13 protein-coding genes and 1 pseudogene are annotated in these 16,776 nt (G+C 68.5%); 10 read left to right on the top strand and 4 right to left on the bottom strand.

Annotated elements, in window-relative coordinates:
* The first annotated feature begins 11 nt into the window (after positions 1–11).
* From IFT65_RS18100 to IFT65_RS18130, 7 genes are read left to right on the top strand one after another with little or no spacing between them, the layout of a single operon-like run.
* Positions 12–1,346, top strand: coding sequence for a TldD/PmbA family protein (locus tag IFT65_RS18100; protein WP_192082805.1), 1,335 nt, complete (start codon positions 12–14; stop codon positions 1,344–1,346).
* On the top strand, positions 1,346–2,053 hold the full coding sequence (locus IFT65_RS18105; protein ID WP_192082806.1) for a DUF4159 domain-containing protein: 708 nt from the start codon (positions 1,346–1,348) through the stop codon (positions 2,051–2,053). Before IFT65_RS18100 ends, IFT65_RS18105 begins: the two co-directional genes overlap by 1 nt.
* 16 nt (positions 2,054–2,069) lie before the next feature.
* Entirely contained in the window at positions 2,070–3,053 is a 984-nt protein-coding gene (locus IFT65_RS18110; protein WP_188325630.1) for a MoxR family ATPase, read from the top strand.
* Positions 3,054–3,060: 7 nt separating this feature from the next.
* Complete coding sequence (locus tag IFT65_RS18115; protein WP_192082807.1) at positions 3,061–3,957, top strand: DUF58 domain-containing protein; 897 nt, start codon at positions 3,061–3,063, stop codon at positions 3,955–3,957.
* The gene (locus IFT65_RS18120) at positions 3,954–5,075 is read left to right on the top strand and encodes a BatA domain-containing protein (RefSeq protein ID WP_192082808.1); all 1,122 of its coding nucleotides are present in this window, start codon (positions 3,954–3,956) and stop codon (positions 5,073–5,075) included. The genes IFT65_RS18115 and IFT65_RS18120 overlap by 4 nt, the downstream gene beginning before the upstream one ends.
* Positions 5,072–7,237, top strand: coding sequence for a hypothetical protein (locus IFT65_RS18125; protein WP_192082809.1), 2,166 nt, complete (start codon positions 5,072–5,074; stop codon positions 7,235–7,237). The genes IFT65_RS18120 and IFT65_RS18125 overlap by 4 nt, the downstream gene beginning before the upstream one ends.
* Positions 7,234–9,051, top strand: a complete 1,818-nt coding sequence (locus IFT65_RS18130; protein ID WP_192082810.1) for a hypothetical protein — start codon at positions 7,234–7,236, stop codon at positions 9,049–9,051. The genes IFT65_RS18125 and IFT65_RS18130 overlap by 4 nt, the downstream gene beginning before the upstream one ends.
* A gap of 43 nt (positions 9,052–9,094) precedes the next feature.
* Here IFT65_RS18130 and IFT65_RS18135 read toward each other — a convergent pair whose 3' ends face one another.
* Positions 9,095–9,589: a hypothetical protein gene (locus IFT65_RS18135; protein WP_192082811.1), complete on the bottom strand. Its 495-nt coding sequence runs from the start codon at positions 9,587–9,589 to the stop codon at positions 9,095–9,097.
* Between the two features lie 205 nt (positions 9,590–9,794).
* Between IFT65_RS18135 and IFT65_RS18140 the strand changes: the two genes are divergently transcribed.
* Positions 9,795–12,284 carry a DEAD/DEAH box helicase gene (locus IFT65_RS18140; protein ID WP_192082812.1) on the top strand — a complete coding sequence of 830 codons (2,490 nt, stop codon included), beginning with the start codon at positions 9,795–9,797 and terminating at the stop codon, positions 12,282–12,284.
* 227 nt (positions 12,285–12,511) lie between these two features.
* A pseudogene (locus tag IFT65_RS18145) lies at positions 12,512–13,306 on the top strand (ribonuclease H-like domain-containing protein); the annotation flags it as partial.
* Position 13,307: 1 nt separating this feature from the next.
* On the opposite strand, the gene IFT65_RS18150 reads toward IFT65_RS18145, so the two are convergent.
* Positions 13,308–13,868, bottom strand: a complete 561-nt coding sequence (locus IFT65_RS18150; RefSeq protein WP_192082814.1) for a hypothetical protein — start codon at positions 13,866–13,868, stop codon at positions 13,308–13,310.
* A gap of 195 nt (positions 13,869–14,063) precedes the next feature.
* Between IFT65_RS18150 and IFT65_RS18155 the strand changes: the two genes are divergently transcribed.
* Positions 14,064–14,318 (top strand): I78 family peptidase inhibitor, encoded by a 255-nt coding sequence (locus tag IFT65_RS18155; protein ID WP_249405218.1) that lies wholly within the window; start codon positions 14,064–14,066, stop codon positions 14,316–14,318.
* A 69-nt stretch (positions 14,319–14,387) separates the two neighbouring features.
* On the opposite strand, the gene IFT65_RS18160 is transcribed toward IFT65_RS18155, so the two are convergent.
* On the bottom strand, positions 14,388–16,217 hold the full coding sequence (locus IFT65_RS18160; RefSeq protein WP_192082816.1) for a M56 family metallopeptidase: 1,830 nt from the start codon (positions 16,215–16,217) through the stop codon (positions 14,388–14,390).
* A gap of 3 nt (positions 16,218–16,220) precedes the next feature.
* Positions 16,221–16,607: a BlaI/MecI/CopY family transcriptional regulator gene (locus tag IFT65_RS18165; RefSeq protein WP_192082817.1), complete on the bottom strand. Its 387-nt coding sequence runs from the start codon at positions 16,605–16,607 to the stop codon at positions 16,221–16,223.
* Positions 16,608–16,776 lie beyond the last annotated feature (169 nt).

Below are 16,776 nucleotides of genomic sequence, written 5' to 3' on the forward strand. Positions count from 1 at the left end.
GCCCGATACCCATGAGCATCTTCACCGAACAGCAGGCCAAGGCCATCCTCGACAAGGTCATCGCCCTGTCCAAGGCCGATGAGTGCACGGCCACCCTGGCCGGATCCATCAACGGCAACATCCGCTTCGCCTTGAACAACATCTCCACCAGCGGCATCGTCAGCGATGCGTCGCTGGCCGTGGAAGTGGCGTTCGGCAAGCGCGTCGGCACTGCTTCCATCAACGAGTTCGACGACGCCGCGCTGGAGCGCGTGGTCCGCCGAGCCGAAGACCTGGCCCGCCTGGCGCCGGAAAACCCGGAGTTCATCCCGGCCATCGGCAAGCAGGAATACCGCCCGACGCCGACCTTCAGTGAATCCACCGGTGCGATCGATCCGGCGTTCCGGGCCAAGGTCGCCGCCGATTCCATCCTGCCCTGCCGCCAGGCCGGGGTGATCGCCGCCGGTTTCCTTGAAGATGGCCATGGCTTCACCGCCACCGCCAACAGCAAGGGCAACTTCGGCTACCAGCGCACCAGCAACTTCGACTACACCTGCACGGTGCGCACCGAAGACGGCCGTGGTTCGGGCTGGGTCGGCCGCAACCTGAAGGACGCAGCAGACTTCAAGGCCGACCAGGACGTGCGCATCGCCATGCGCAAGGCCACCGAATCGGCCGAAGCCAAGGCACTGGAACCGGGCAAGTACACGGTGATCCTGGAGCCGGCCGCAGCGGCTGGCCTGATCAGCTTCATGATGCGGTTCTTCGACGCACGCACTGCAGACGAAGGCCGCAGCTTCCTGTCCAAGAAGGGCGGCGGCAACAAGCTGGGCGAGCAGGTCTATGATTCGCGGGTGAGCCTGCATGCCGACCCGTGGCACCCGGAAGCGCCGGTGCTGCCGTGGGACGAAAGCGGGATGCCGCGCGAGAAGGTCGCGATCATCGAGAACGGCAAGATCGCCAGCCTGGACTATTCGCGTTTCTGGGCGCAGAAACAGGGCAAGACCGCCAACGCGCGGCCGGGCAACCTGCTGATGAGCGGTGGCGACAAGAGCACCGCCGACCTGGTGCGCGGCACCCAGAAGGGCATCCTGGTCACCCGTACGTGGTACATCCGCATGGTGGATCCACAGACCGTGCTGCTGACCGGCCTGACCCGCGATGGCACGTTCTACATCGAGAACGGGCAGATCAAGCACCCGGTGAAGAACTTCCGCTTCAACGAGTCGCCGGTGATCATGCTCAACAACATCGACGAGCTGGGCAAGCCGGTGCGCGTGGCCGGTGATGAGTCCAGCTTCGTGATGATGATCCCGCCGATGCGCCTGCGCGACTTCACGTTCACCTCGTTGTCCGACGCGGTCTGATGGATCGCCGGGCCTGCCTGCGCTGGTTCGCCGCCGCCGCTTCTGCGGCAGCGGTCCCGGCATGGGCGCAGGCAGGCCCGCGCAGTTCACGCTACGACTTCTGGTTCACCCGACTGCAGTACGACTCCGGTGACTGGGACGTGGATGCGCGCATGCCATCCAACCTGATCACCTCGTTGATCGATTACACCTCGCTGCGGGTGGACCCGCAGGAACGCGTGGTCGCGCTTGCCGATCCGCGCATGCTGGAGGCGCCTTTCTGCTACCTCGCCGGCCACACGCTGGTCGAGTTCAATGCCGCCGAGCGGCAGAACTTCGTGCGCTATGTCCGCAACGGCGGCTTCGTGTTCGTCGATGACTGCAACCACGATATCGACGGTCTGTTCGCCACCTCGTTCGAGGCGCAGATGGCGCGGCTGTTCGGGCCGAAGGCCCTGACGAAGCTGCCCAACACCCATGCGCTCTATCGCAGTTTCTTCCAGTTTCCGGAGGGGCCGCCGGCCACCAGCTTCGAGCTCAACGGCTGGGGCGACGACCTGGTGCACGACTACCTGAAGGGCATCGAGGTGGACGGTCGGCTGGGCCTGCTTTACAGCAACAAGGATTACGGCTGCGAGTGGGACTATGACTGGCGCAACAAACGCTTCCTGGCCGAAGACAACACGCGCTTCGGCGTCAACATCGTGATGTACGCGTTGAACCATTGATAGGACAGGCATTCCCATGAGCACCCCCGACCTCGATTCCCTGCTGCCGCGCCTGCATGAGCTGCGCAGCGCGCTGGCCCACGCCGTGGTCGGCCAGCACACCGTAGTGGAGCAACTGCTGATCGGCCTGCTGGCGGGCGGGCATTGCCTGCTGGAAGGCGCGCCCGGACTGGGCAAGACCCTGCTGGTGCGCTCGCTTGGCCACGCCCTGGAGCTGCAGTTCCGGCGCGTGCAGTTCACCCCTGACCTGATGCCCAGTGACATCCTGGGCACCGAACTGCTGGAAGAAGACCACGGCACCGGCCACCGCCATTTCCGCTTCCAGCAAGGGCCGATCTTCACCAACCTGCTGCTGGCTGACGAGCTCAACCGCACGCCGCCGAAAACCCAGGCCGCCCTGCTGGAAGCCATGCAGGAACGCACCGTCAGCTACGCGGGAACCACGTACACATTGCCGCAGCCCTTCTTCGTGCTGGCCACGCAGAACCCGATTGAACAGGCCGGCACGTATCCCCTGCCAGAGGCACAACTGGACCGTTTCCTGCTGCACGTCCTGGTTGAATATCCCAGCGAAGACGAAGAACGGCAGATCCTGGAACAGACCACTGGCGGCGCCACCGCCGGCGTACCGAAGGTGATGGATGCCGAGGCAGTGCTCGCCCTGCAGGCGGCCGTGCGGCAGGTGCATGTCAGCGCCGACGTGCTTGCCTGGATCACCCGCCTGGTGCGCGCAAGCCGACCGGGCGATGGTGCGCCGGCCGCCATCAACCAGTGGGTGAAATGGGGTGCTGGACCGCGCGCTGGGCAATCGCTGGTCCTGGCCGCGAAAGCGCGCGCCCTGTTGCAGGGGCGCTTTGCCGCCACCCGCGAAGACGTACTCGCACTGGCTGCGCCGGTGATGCGACATCGGCTGGTGCTGTCCTTCGCCGCCGAGGCCGAGCAGAAGCGTGCCGACGACGTGGTCGCCGCGCTGCTGCAGGCCGTTCCCTTCCCCGGTTGACCCGCACTTGAGCACCGGCTTGCCCCTGTTGCTGCCACCGGACCTGCGTGCGCGCCTGCGTGCGCTGCGCCTGCGGCCGCGGCTGGCCAGCGGCATGAGCGGGATCGGACAGCATGCCAGCCGCAGCCGCGGCGCGGGCCTGGAATTCGCGCAGTACCGTGCCTATGAACCCGGCGATGAACTGCGCCAGGTCGATTGGAAGCTGTACGCGCGCTCGGACCGCTTCTTCGTGCGCGAGTCCGAACGCGAAAGTCCGATCACGGTCTGGTTGCTGCTCGATACCACCGCCTCGGCCGGCCAGACCGACCGTGTCGATCCCGGCCGCAGCCGCCTGGATCACATGCGCCTGCTGGCCGCGTGCGTGGTCGAGCTGGCGCTGCAGCAAGGCGATCGTTTCGGCCTGCTGGCCATCGACGGTGAAGGCCTGCAACTGGTTCCGGCCGGCCACGGCGCGCGCCAGCGTGATCGCGTGTATCTGCAGCTGCAGGCCCTGCGCGCGCGCGGCGGATGGCCTGCCGCGGAACGGTTGCGGCCGTTGTGGGAACGCGTTCGTCCCGGCGACCTGCTGCTGTGCATCAGCGATGGCTTCGACGAGACCGGTGTCGTGTTGCTGGAGCAGTTGGCCCGTGCGCGCCGCGACGTGGTGCTGCTGCAGGTGCTGACCGCCGACGAACGCGACTTTCCGTTCGACGCCGGACATCGCTTCCGCGACCCGGAGACCGGCAAGGAAGTGCGGGGTGATGGTGCCGCGATCCGCAGCGACTACCTGCAGCGCTTCGCCGAAGCGCGCACTGCCCTGCAGTCCCGCTTGCAGGCAGGGGGCATCGCATCTGCCACCAGTTGGCTCGACCAGCCGCTCGACCAGCCTCTGCAGGCGTTGTTCGGTCGCGGGATTACCGCGTGAGCCTGCTGTTCCCACTCGGCCTGCTGGCGGTCGCGGCCTGGCTGCTGCCGCTGCTGATCCACCTCGCCCGCCGCCATCCCTACATGCCGGTGGATTTCGCCGCACTGCGCTGGCTGCGCGCACGGATTCGCCCGCGCCAACGTATCCGCTTCGATGACTGGCCCCTGCTGCTGGTGCGCCTGTTACTGCTGGCCGCGCTCGCCCTGCTGCTGGCGCGACCAGCGCTGACCGGGCCAGAACCTGCGCCGGCCGCGTGGACCGTCGTTGCGCCCGGAATGGATGCGGCGGCCCTGCGCAGCACGGAAGAACTGCGCAACTGGCACTGGCTGGCGCCCGGATTCCCCCCTATCGGACAGCCAGCGCCGCCAGGCGATGCCTCGCTGCCCAGCCTGCTGCGCGAACTCGACGCCCAACTGCCGACCGGCACAGCCCTGACCGTATATGTACCCGACCCGTTGCCTGGCCTCGACGGGGCGCGCCTGCAGCTGTCGCGCCCGGTTCAGTGGCGTTCGCAGCCGCTGGCCGCCCGTACGTCGCAAGCGGTTCCAGCGCCGCCTCGATTGCGCGTCAGGAGCGATGCACCCGCAGCGGCGCAACACTGGCTGACGGCCCTGCAGCGCGCGTGGGGGGCGCAGCCGTTGGCAGCACCGCTATCCGCTGACGCGCTGCCGGAGCGTGGTGAAACCGGGGTGTGGAGCAGTGCCGACCCATTGCCCACCACATGGCAGGCCTGGGTGGACCAAGGGGGCAGCATGCTGTCACGTGCCGCGCCCCCGGCAGGCGCCCGCCTGCTGCTCCGCGATGCACAGGGCGCGCCGCTGTTGTGGGAGCAGCGCTTGGGTCGCGGCCACGTGCTGTATCTGCCCAGGGAATGGGACGCGGGCCGCACCTTGGCGCTGCGCGACGATCACCTTCCGCGCCAGCTGCTGCAGGCCTTGCAGCCGCCTGCGTCGCCCCGCCTGGGCGATGCGCTGGACCAGGCGCCACAGCGCGCGTCCCTGCCCCCGGCCGTACCGCCGGCGCGCGAACTTGCCCCCTGGTTGATGCTGGTGATCCTGCTGCTGTTCGCACTGGAGCGCTGGATGGCCAGCAGTGCGCGACGGAGGCGACCCGCATGAGGACGCTGCAGCACGCCTGGCAGCGCGCGCGTCGGCGCCGCGTGGCCATTACCCTGTCGCTCGGCCTGCCTTGGGCCGCGGCGGCCACCGCGCTGGCACTGCGCGTTACCGGGTTCGATATCGCCTGCGTGATCGCAACGGTCGCGTTGCTGGTCACCGTGGGCGTGGCCATTACCCGCGCGCGCCGTCTGGACAGACGCTGGCTGCAGCGCCAGCTCGACGGCAGCGGTGCCAGCGAGGACAGCGCCGACCTGCTGTTCGCCGACGAAACCGCCCTCAATCCCCTGCAGCGGCGCCAGCGCGCGCATGTGCTGGCCACGCTTGAAAGCGCCGTGCCTGAGCTGCGCCCACGCTGGCCGCGCGCTGCCGTCCTATTGTGCGTGGTCGGCGGCGGCGCCACGGCCCTGCTCGCGTTGGGCTGGCCACACGCGGGGCTGTCGCCGGTGGCGGCCCCTGCCACGCAGGCGCCCCCCACCACAGCAGGCCCGCTGCGCCTGCAGTCCACCCGCCTGCGCATCGAAGCGCCCGCCTATACCGGCCAACCTGCGCGCACGCAGAACGCGCTTGATGCCAAGGTCGCCGCCGACAGTCGCCTGTCCTGGTCCGTACGCTTCGACCGGGCGCCGCGCACCGCGTGGCTGCAGTTCCATGATGGCCGCCGCCTGCCGCTGCGCGAGCACGAAGGACAGTGGCAGGCACAGGACGTTGCCCGCACGCCGGTGCTGTACCGGATAGTCAGCGAGCCCGCACTGGCCGACGCCCGCCTGCATCGACTCGACGTGGTAGCCGACCGCGCGCCCACGGTGCGGGTGATCGATCCGCCTTCCAGCCTGGTGCTGGGCACGCCTGGGCAGCGCCAGTGGACGCTGCGCTTCGAGGCCAGCGACGACCACGGCGTCGCCGCGCGGGCGACGCTGTCGATCACCACCACCGAAGGCAGTGGCGAGAACATCACCTTCGCCCGGCGCAGCGTGGCGCTGACCGGCACGGGCGAACCTACGGCCCGGCGCTTTGCCCACACCCTCGACCTGGCGGCCCTCGGCGCACAGCCAGGCAACGATGTGATCGCCCAGCTGGAAGTGCGCGACAACCACGCACCGGCGCCGCAGATCGGCCGCAGCAACAGTGTGATCCTGCGCCTGCCCAGCACCGAAGCCGTGCGCGGTGCCGAACTTGAGGGTCGCATCAAGAAGACGCTGCCGGCCTACTTCCGCAGCCAGCGGCAGATCATCATCGATGCCGAAGCATTGATCCGTGAGCGGCGCCGCCTGGCCGCGGACCGCTTCATGACGCGCAGCGATGCCATCGGCGTGGACCAGCGCATCCTGCGCATGCGTTACGGCCAGTTCCTCGGCGAGGAAAGCGAGGGCGCGCCGAAGGCGCCGCCAACCAGCGACCTGCCCACCAGCGATGTGCCCGCTGCGGACACACACGGCGACGATCACGCGCACGATCACGACACCCAGGCCGGCGCTGATGACGATCATGGTCATGATCACGGCGGTGCCGCGGCCGTACCGCAAGCGCCGCCGGTGTTCGGCAGTGCCACCGACGTATTGTCCGAGTACGGCCATACCCACGACCATGCGGAAGCGGCCACCCTGCTGGACCCACAGACCCGCGCCACGCTGAAGGCAGCGCTTGACCAGATGTGGTCGTCCGAGGGCGAGCTGCGCCAAGGCCGCCCCGAGCAGGCCCTGCCGCATGCCTACAAGGCACTCGGTTTCATCAAGCAGGTGCAGCAGGCCGAGCGCATCTACCTGGCCCGCGTCGGCCCGGAACTGCCGCCGATCGACGAGGGCCGGCGGCTGGGCGGTGATCGCGCAGGGCTGGCCAGCCGGGCGTTGCCGCTGACCGCGCGCACGCCACCGGATCCGGTGGTCGTGGAGGCCTGGCAGCGACTTGGCGACGGCGACCAGACGCCGGATCTGGATGCACTGGCGGCGTGGCAGCAGCGCAACAGCGCCTTCCTGCCCGACGCCCTGGACCTGGCCGCTGCCATTGAACAGCTGCGCATCGAACCGGGCTGTGACGCATGCCGGCAGCGCCTGCGCGCGCAGTTGTGGCGTGCGGTGCAACGTCCGCTACCCCAGGTGACACGGCGCAACGCGGCCGATGCGATGGGCCTGCGTTACCTGGATGCATTGGAGGCGCAGCGATGAGTGCATCCGCGTTGAACACCTGGGTCGCTGTCGCGCTGGCGCTGATCGTGCTGGTCGCCAGCGTGCGTCAGCTGCGCCGTCCCGCGGCCCACCGCGGCCGCCAGATCGCCGTCATCGCACTGCAGGTGCTGGCTGCTGCCCTGTTGTACGCCTGCCTGCTGCCCCCGACGCAACGCGTGCCCATGAGGGGGCTGGTCGTGATCGGTGCAGACGCTGGCAGCGCCGGCGCACTGCCTGCGGGCGGCACGCACGTGGTGCTGCCGGAAGCCGGTGACGTGGCCGGTGCAGCGCGCGTTCCTGATCTGGCCACCGCGCTGCGCCTGCATCCTTCTTCCCGCATGACCCTGGTCGGTGCGGGGCTGGCTGCACGTGACCGCGACACCGTGCTGCCTGCCGATACACGCTGGCAGGCCGCGCCTGCCCCTACGGGGTGGGTGTCACTGCAGCCTCCCGCCGACACCAGCCCCGGCGCACGTTTCGAGCTGCAGGCACGGGCACACGGCGTTGCCGCCGCGCGGGCAGAACTGCTGGATCCGGCCGGTGCGGTGGTGGATCGCGCCGCGCTGCCAGCGGATGGTCGCGTGCAGCTCAGCGGCGTTGCCCGCGCCGAGGGTCGAAGCGTGTTCCAGCTGCGCCTGCTCGATGCGCAGGGCCATGTGGCCGACACCGTTCCAGTGCCGCAGCAGACGCTGGCCGCGGCACCGCTGCGGCTGCTGGTGCGGGCCGGCGCGCCCGGCGCCGAACTGAAGTACCTGCGCCGCTGGGCGACCGACGCCGGCATCCAGGTGCAGGTGCAGGCGGATGTCGGTGCGGGCGTCAGCCTGGGCGATGGCAGCGTGGCACTGGACGCGGCCACGCTGGCGCGCAGCGACGTGCTGTTACTCGACGAACGCAGCCTGGCTGCGCTGGGCGCGGCTCAGCTGGCCGCGGTGCGGGCGGCGTTGCGCGATGGGCTGGGGGTGCTGGTACGCAGTACCGGCGCGCCGTCGGCCAGCGCGCGCCAACGTTTGGGTGAGCTGGGTCTGCCCGTGCGCGGCGATGCCACCAGCCAGTTGGCGACGCTGCCCGGCGATGGGGATGCGACCATGCGGCAGGCGCGCCGCGGCCCCGTCGCCGCCGGTACCCTGCCCACCCGTGATGGCGAAGAGGCGGACCGCGAATCCCACACGGCGGCGCTGCCGGTGCTGGAGTCTCTGGCGCTACAGGCGCCTGACAGTCACGCGTTGCTGCAGGACCATCAGGGCAAGGCCATTGGCGGTTGGCTCGCTGTCGGCAAGGGCCGCATCGGGATGCTGCCGATCACCGACAGCTGGCGTTGGGTGCTGGCCGGCCGCGATGATCGCCACGGTGAGGTGTGGAGCACGGTCATGGCCACGCTCGCCCGTGCGCAGGCCGGCAGTGAGAGCCTGTGGTCGCCCCAGGCATTGGCGTGGGCCGGTGAGCGCCAGCCGCTATGCGGCGTGCAGGCTCCCTTGCAGTCGCTGACCCGCGAGGGTGTGGCGGTGCCGCTGCGGGTTGATCCGGCGACGGGCGACGCGCGCTGTGCGGGCTGGTGGCCACGGCAGCCCGGTTGGCAGCGGCTGCAGCACGGCGATCGCACGCACTGGCGCTATGTGTTCGATCCGGATCAGGCCCGTGCGCTGCATCGACAGGCGGTGATTGATGCCACTGCGCACCGGCTGGCCACGACCGAAGCGACGCCGGTGCAGGCCAGCCAACGCGTGCCGGGGCCGCGCTGGCCGTGGTGGCTCGCGTTCGTCGCCTGTACGTCGCTGCTGTGGTGGTTGGAACGACGGCCGGCCCCTTCGGCGTAAGCGCGCTCCGGTCGCCTCATGGTGAAGGCACGACGGACACTGCCTATTCCTGTGGCGGTGCGCCGCACCCTTCCTGCTGCGCGCAGAACTGCAGCGCTCGCCGTTGCTGCTCAGCGCTCAGTTCCGGCGGCGGCCGGGCAATGGCCGACTGGATCTGGTCCGGCCCGCCGGTGATCTTGTTCAAGCCCTTCGCCGCTGCGGCCACCCCTTTGACCACACCCATCATCAGGTAGCCACCGCTCATGCTGACCTGCTCGGGCGACGGCGGCTCGCTCCAGTTACGGCTGAAGCGGTTGTCCTCCGCGCGCATCGGGTTCTTGAAGCGATACAGGTCCAGTGGCTGCTCGTCATCAGGCCGGAGCGCGCGCACTTCGCCCAAGGTGGTGACATCATTCTGTGCGGCCGGCACAGCGCCCGGCGCCGTCGCGGGATCATCCACAGGCACGGACGCGGCCACCGATGCGGCCTGCTGCGCCTGCGCGCCCCCTGCCAGCAGCAAGACCGCCAGCATTGCGCCCTGCATTGCACGTCGTGCCATCGCCCTCCCCCCGTGCCGCCTGTGTCCAACGGGCGAGGATACGGTCATGGGGCTTCAGATTTCGTTGATACGCGTCCGCGTGGCCGGCGCGCTGCACGGCGTATCGGGTCGCACTGCGCTGAATGATTCACGCCCTTCCGTCATGGTGTCTCACACGCTGAGACCCATCTGTGGTGCCATGTCACCCCCTGTAATCTGTGTCCCCATGGCCTACGAACTCGCCAAGCGCACCGCCGACGCCGAGCACCAGCTCGCCACCCGCGACGGCCTGCCGGCGCGCGATGGCGCCCTGCTCAGCACCCGCCTGCAGCGCCGTTACCACGACCGCATCACCGGCAGCTTCGCCATCCCCGGCCGCGAAGGCAGCTACGCGCCCATTCCGGACAGCGTGCCGCCTGCACTGGCTGCGGCCTTGAAGGCGCGCGGCATCGACCAGCTTTACAGCCACCAGGCGCAGGCCTGGGAGGCAGCGCAACGCGGTGAGCACGTGGCCATCGTCACCCCCACCGCCAGCGGCAAGTCGCTGTGCTACACCTTGCCGGTGATCAGCGCGGCCATGCAGCACAAGGCCAAGGCGCTGTTCCTGTTCCCGACCAAGGCGCTGGCGCAGGATCAGGTGGCCGACCTGCTGGAGCTCAACCGCGCCGGTGACCTGGGCGTAAAGGCGTTTACCTTCGACGGCGATACACCGGGTGATGCCCGCCAGGCGATCCGCCTGCACGGCGACATCGTGGTATCCAACCCGGACATGCTGCACCAGGCCATCCTGCCGCATCACACCAAGTGGGCGCAGTTCTTCGAGAACCTGCGCTACGTGGTGATCGACGAAGTGCACACCTATCGGGGCGTGTTCGGCAGCCACGTCACCAACGTGCTGCGTCGCCTGAAGCGCATCTGCGCGTTCTACGGGGTGCAACCGCAGTTCATCCTGTGCTCGGCCACCATCGGCAATCCGCAGCAGCATGCCGAGGCACTGATCGAAGCCCCGGTCACCGCCATCACCGAATCCGGGGCGCCCAGTGGGCCAAAGCAGGTACTGCTGTGGAACCCGCCGGTGGTCAACCCGGATCTCGGCCTGCGCGCATCGGCACGCTCACAGAGCAACCGTATCGCCCGCATTGCGATCAAATCCGGATTGAAGACACTGGTGTTCGCGCAGAGCCGGCTGATGGTCGAAGTGCTGACCAAGTACCTCAAGGACATCTTCGACCACGATCCGCGCAAGCCGGCGCGCATCCGCGCCTACCGCGGTGGATACCTGCCAACCGAGCGCCGCGAGACCGAGCGGGCCATGCGCGCCGGGCAGATCGACGGCATCGTCAGCACCTCCGCACTGGAACTGGGCGTGGATATCGGCAGCCTGGACGTGGTGATCCTCAACGGCTACCCGGGCAGTGTCGCAGCCACCTGGCAACGCTTCGGCCGCGCCGGGCGTCGCCAGCAACCGGCACTGGGCGTGATGGTGGCCAGTTCGCAGCCGCTGGACCAGTACGTCGTGCGGCATCCGGACTTCTTCGCCGAGGCATCGCCGGAGCATGCACGGATCGCGCCGGACCAGCCGCTGATCCTGTTCGACCACATCCGCTGCGCGGCCTTCGAGCTCCCGTTCCTGGTCGGCGATGGCTTCGGCCCGATCGACCCGGAGGTGTTCCTGGAAGCACTGGCGGAAACCGAGGTCGTGCACCGCGAGGGCGAACGCTGGGAGTGGATCGCCGACAGTTATCCCGCCAACGCGGTCAGCCTGCGCTCGGTGGCCGATGGCAACTTCGTGGTGGTGGACCGCAGTGGCGGCAAACAGCAGATCATCGCCGAGGTGGATTATTCGGCGGCCGCGCTGACCCTGTACGAAGGGGCCATCCACATGGTGCAGTCCACGCCGTACCAGGTGGAGACGCTGGACTGGGAAGGCCGCAAGGCCTACGTCACGCGTACCCACGTGGACTACTACACCGACAGCATCGACTTCACCAAGCTCAAGGTGCTGGACCGTTTCGATGGCAACGGTGCCGGCCGCGGTGATTCCCACCATGGCGAGGTGCACGTCGTACGCCGCGTGGCGGGCTACAAGAAGATCCGTTATTACACCCATGAAAACATCGGCTACGGTCCGGTCAACCTGCCGGATCAGGAGCTGCATACCACGGCGGTGTGGTGGCAACTGCCGCAGGCCCTGCTGCTGCGAGCGTTCGCCAGCAAGCAGGATGCGCTGGACGGCTTCCTGGGCGCGGCGTACGCGCTGCACATCGTGGCGACCGTGGCGGTGATGGCCGACGCGCGCGATCTGCAGAAGGCGGTCGGCAACGGCGACGGCGCCTGGTTCGCCATCGCCGACCAGACCGGCCGCGGGCAACTGCGGGGCGAAGAAGGTGATCCGGCCGCGGTGGAGCTGCTGCAGCAGTTCGTACCGACGGTGTATCTGTACGACAACTTCCCCGGCGGCGTAGGCCTGAGCGAGCCGCTGTGGATGCGCCAGCAGGAGCTGGTGCAGCGCGCGCGTGAGCTGGTGCAACGGTGCGACTGCAAGGCCGGCTGCCCCGCCTGCGTGGGCCCCGTGCTGGCCGCGCAGGAAGCCGACGACACCACGCCGCGCGCGTTGGCGTTGCGGGTGCTGGATCTGTTCGATGCCGTGGCCTGCGAAGAAGTGCCCGATGTTGCCGTGACCGTGGTCGATTCGATGGAGCTGTTGGCACCGTGAGCCTGAGCCTGGACAAACTGCGGCTGCTGCGTCGACAGGCCGGTGATGCCAAGGCGGTGGCGCCTGCGCCTGCGCCCGCAGCAGTACCGGCCCCTCCCGAGCCGGCGCTGCCTGGCGCCGCCAACGATGCAAGGCAGCCTGCCGCCGCACGGTCGGTGTTCGCCTGGGTGGAACAGGAAATCCGCCACAAGGCGACGGGTGTCGCCACGGCCCCGCGCGCCGTCGCGGATGCCTCCAGCCTGCGCCGTCTGCTGGGCGTACGTGATCGCAGCAGTGACGCCGCACCGGCCAGTCGCGCACGCGCACTTGACCGCCACCTGCCGGGCAACGAGATCGCACCGGGCCTGCACCTGATCGAATCCTTCGTGCCGCAGGACATCCCGTCGGTACCGCTGTCACTGGCCTTCGCCAAGCGCGAGACCGAGCACGTGTCACCGCGTGACCTGATGTTCTTCGATACCGAAACCACCGGCCTGGCCGGTGGTACCGGCACGCGCGCCTTCATGATCGGCGCGGCGGACTGGCATGTGGATCCGACACGCGGGGCGGGGCTGCGCATCCGCCAGTTGATGATCTCCACCATGGCGGCAGAAGCCGAGATGCTGCGTACCTTCACCGGTTGGCTGTCGCCGGGCACGGTTTTTTCCAGCTACAACGGCCGCAGTTATGACGCGCCCCTGCTGAAAACGCGGTACCGGCTGGCGCGACAGGGCGATCCGATCACCCCGCTGGACCATGTCGACCTGCTGTATCCAACGCGCCGGCGCTATCGCGGGGTATGGGAAAACTGCCGCCTGGCCACCATTGAGCGTCAACTGCTGAAGATCGTCCGCGAGGACGACCTGCCCGGGTCGGAAGCTCCGTCGGCGTGGCTGCGCTACCTGCGCGGCGGCGATGCGGTGAACCTGCGCCGCGTAGCCGAACACAACCACCAGGACGTGGTGACCCTGGCCCTGCTGATGCAGCGACTGGTTCAGGAAGAAGCACAGGACCGGCAGACGCTCGCGCTGGCCGGCGGGTAGGTCAGTGCGGCTTGCAGCGGAACAACGTACGCAATCCGGCGGAAACACGCTGTGGCGGCGCCGGACGTCCCTCGATCCGTTTGACGATGTCCTGCTGCGCGATGGTTGATTCCAGATCGGACGCCAGCGCATCCACGGCCGCCAGCAGCCGCTGCATTTCATTGTCCGGATCGGTGTAGAACCAGTCGATGCGGAATCGCAGGGTCGATCCGAACTGCTCTCCGATGGGTGGCAATGCGAGGCTGCGCACCTGCATGGCGGCGCCCGCACGGGCCGCATCGCGCACCCACCAGGATACGAATTCCAGACCGAGCAGCCCGCGTACGCCCTCCTCCAGCGCGAAGTCCATGCAGATGACCAGCTCATCCGCACGCCCGCCTGCGGTACGTTTCATCGCACCCAGTGGCAGATCCGCATAGGGCAGCAGCGAGAAGTCATCGGCGGTCAGATCACCCACGTCCATCTTCTGCACCGACACCTCCCTGAGGCCCGGAATGCTTTCCAGGGCAGCGTTGAGCCGGATGACCTGTTCCACCACGAGTGACCTTCCGTTCTTCGACACGAGCAGCCGCCAGCGTAATGGAAACGGCCTGTGTTCATCAGCCGATAGCGGTTTGACTCCCTGTTTACGCCGGATGGCGCCTGATGGGACAGTTCTTCATCCAATCGACCTGGGAGATCCACGATGCTATCGAACCGCTGGTTGTTGCTCGGCTCTTTGTTGCCGCTCACCGCATGCAGCAGCGCTGCGCCGGGCATGGATCCCCCCGCTGGCGATCCCAAGCCCCACGTAGCGGGCGGCGAGGGCCATCAGTGTCGTCCGGATACATTGGAGGCGCTGGTGGGCAAGACCGCCAGCGAAGAGGTCATCGCGAAAGCCGTGCGGGATTCGGGGGCGCGCAATGCCCGCGTAGTGAAGCCGGGCATGGCGGTGACGATGGATTTCCGCGAGGATCGGCTGACGATCCGCGTGGATGAGGCCAACAAGATCGAGGGCGCCAGCTGCGGCTGACGTTACGTTGCAACGGTGCCAGGGTCCGGTCCCTTCCGCACAGTGCGAAAGGGACCTCCCACCTGCGCCTCAGAGTCGCTGCGCTCGCCCGTCCTGCAGCGCCTGGGCCATGATTTTTTCGGCTTCGCGTGCCGCCCGTGCATGCGCCTGCGATTGCCGCTGACCCAGCGCAGCCTGCTCCGCGCCCAGTGAGGCTTGGCGTTGTGCCAGCGTGGCGAGTTCCGCATTCCCGCGCGCGTCTTTCGCGGCACGACTGGCCTCGAGGGAGGCACGTGCTGCTTCCGCAGCGGCATCGCGGTTGATGTCCGTGCTGTGGCGGACGGCACGCAGCGCCTCTTCCCGCGCCACCATCGCCACAGCGCGCGCCTGCTCGCCGGTGCGCCGGCCAAGCTCACCCTGCTGTCGGCCTAGCTTCGCCTGCTCGGTGCCGATCCGCGCCGCATCCGCATAGGCCTCCTGCATCTTCAGCAGCAGGGTGCGGTCACGTACCACGTAGCGCTCTGTTCCCTGACGGAACCAGAACGCCTGCGAATCGGTACCCAGATCCCGGCGTGCCTGTTTCACGTCGTCCATTGCACCGTGGGCGTAGCTCGCGTTGCCGTCGAGCAGCACATAGGCGCGGTCCGGGCGCTTGCCCAGGTCCAGCTCGCCGTGGGTGATCATGCTGAGGCTGTCGTCATCACTACCCCGCATGATCGTGGTGGTGCTCGTCGTTTTCTCGTGCACTGTGGCAGGTGCAGCCGGTGCTGCAGGGGCAGGTGGTGCGGCAGGCAGGTCGATTGCCGGGGGCGCGGCGGGGGCTGGCGGTGCGGCCGGCGCCGGCGGTGGCGCTGGTGGCACGGGAGCATTTGGTGCAGCCGGCGCAGCGGGTGGTGCGGGCGGCGGCGGCGCAGCGACCAGACGCATCGGCAGCACGCCGATGGCCAGCACCGCAACAGTGAGCGCCACCGCGACCGCCTTCGGGCAGGCGTGCCGCTGCTGCAATGACAGCAGCCGGCGTTTCAGGCTGGCCGTGCTCGGCGCGGCGCTGGCAACGCCCAGGTGCGGCCGCGGCATCACGCCCAGCTGCAGCAACAAGCGTCCGTAATTCTGGCGGCGCTCGCTGCGCCCCTCGACAACCGCCGCGTCCACTGCTTCTTCGCGGGCCTGCGCGTATTCCCGCACGGCCAAACGCAGCAGCGGATGGAAGAAGAACAGGTGCTGCGCCACGGCGGGCAGCAGTCCCCACTGCAGGTCGTGCCGCTGCAGATGCTGCAGTTCGTGGGTCAGTGCCAGGTCCAGTGCATCACCTTGCAGTGCACGCGCGCCAGCAGGCAGCAGCAGCACCGGGCGCAACGGGCCGACCACCTGCGGTGCATCGATCTGTGCGCTCATACAGAGCCGGGGGGCACGGCGCAGGCCATGCGCTTCGGCCGCCAAGTGCAGCGCCTCTACCAGCGTCTGGTCCGCGCACGGCTGTGCGGTGGCCAGCAGGGCCCGAGTGCGCCGCCACTCGGCGGCCGTGCGCCAGGCCATGGCCAGCACACCGCTGATCCACAGCGCAGCAAGGACCAGCGCCCACCACGGCGCAGCGCCGATGGCAGCGCTGGACACCGTGTCGATAGCGCTGACCATCTGCGCTGTCGGCAGCGCCGGTGCGTGGGCGTACGCGACGTCGGTGCCGGCAATGAAGGTGTCGGCTACCAGCGCAGGCGCGGGCAGCACCGCCAGCTGCAACGGCTGGGCCCAGAACAGCCCGGCCACTGCCTGCAGCGACACCAGCCACCACAGGCGGCAGCGCGTGGCCGCGGCCAGCGAAGGCACCAGCCGGCACACCGCCCACACCAGCCCAACCAGCAACGCGGTCTGCACGCTGGTCCAGGCCAGTCGCTCCACAATCGTGATCACGGTCGTATCCATGGCTCAGCTCTCCTGCCGGCGTGATTGCAGCTGTTCGACCAGGGCTTCCAGCTCGGCCAATTCATCGTCACTCACCTGCTCGCGCTGCGACAGGTAGGCCACGAACGGCGATACCGAGCCCTGCAGGGTGCGATCGACGAACTGCGCGATAGCCCCTTGGACCACGCTGTCCTGTGCGGCGGTGGACTGGTAGCGGTACATGCCGTCAGCCTGCTGGCGACGCAGATAGTTCTTGCCACGCAGCCGCTCCATCATCGTCAGCACGGTGGAACGCGCCAGGCCGCGTGGCTCGCCGAAGCCCACCGCCACTTCACCGACGCTGGGCGTCCCGATTTCATCGATGTACTGCAGCAGGGCCAGTTCCTGGTCCCCGATCGTCTTACGGCGCATGGCACGTCCCTGGTTGACTACACGTGTCGCTACCGTGCCCGTGGCGACAACTGTAGTCAACCCCCCGAAGGTCATGAACCGACGAACGGTCCGGGGTCAGCGCCCTTCGACGAATGGGTCGTCATCACAGTCGATGGGCTTGCCGTCACAGGGCCACATGGCCGCCGCC

It is taken from the genome of Stenotrophomonas sp. CFBP 13725, assembly GCF_014841935.1.
In the GTDB taxonomy this organism is placed as follows: domain Bacteria; phylum Pseudomonadota; class Gammaproteobacteria; order Xanthomonadales; family Xanthomonadaceae; genus Stenotrophomonas.

What these genes read in the sequence shown, in the direction of transcription:
- IFT65_RS18100 (WP_192082805.1), top strand. Translation starts at nt 12, where the DNA reads ATGAGCATCTTCACCGAACAGCAGGCCAAGGCCATCCTCGACAAGGTC.
- IFT65_RS18105 (WP_192082806.1), top strand. Translation starts at nt 1,346, where the DNA reads ATGGATCGCCGGGCCTGCCTGCGCTGGTTCGCCGCCGCCGCTTCTGCG.
- IFT65_RS18110 (WP_188325630.1), top strand. Translation starts at nt 2,070, where the DNA reads ATGAGCACCCCCGACCTCGATTCCCTGCTGCCGCGCCTGCATGAGCTG.
- IFT65_RS18125 (WP_192082809.1), top strand. Translation starts at nt 5,072, where the DNA reads ATGAGGACGCTGCAGCACGCCTGGCAGCGCGCGCGTCGGCGCCGCGTG.
- IFT65_RS18130 (WP_192082810.1), top strand. Translation starts at nt 7,234, where the DNA reads ATGAGTGCATCCGCGTTGAACACCTGGGTCGCTGTCGCGCTGGCGCTG.
- IFT65_RS18135 (WP_192082811.1), bottom strand. Translation starts at nt 9,589, where the DNA reads ATGGCACGACGTGCAATGCAGGGCGCAATGCTGGCGGTCTTGCTGCTG.
- IFT65_RS18140 (WP_192082812.1), top strand. Translation starts at nt 9,795, where the DNA reads ATGGCCTACGAACTCGCCAAGCGCACCGCCGACGCCGAGCACCAGCTC.
- IFT65_RS18155 (WP_249405218.1), top strand. Translation starts at nt 14,064, where the DNA reads ATGGATCCCCCCGCTGGCGATCCCAAGCCCCACGTAGCGGGCGGCGAG.
- IFT65_RS18160 (WP_192082816.1), bottom strand. Translation starts at nt 16,217, where the DNA reads ATGGATACGACCGTGATCACGATTGTGGAGCGACTGGCCTGGACCAGC.
- IFT65_RS18165 (WP_192082817.1), bottom strand. Translation starts at nt 16,607, where the DNA reads ATGCGCCGTAAGACGATCGGGGACCAGGAACTGGCCCTGCTGCAGTAC.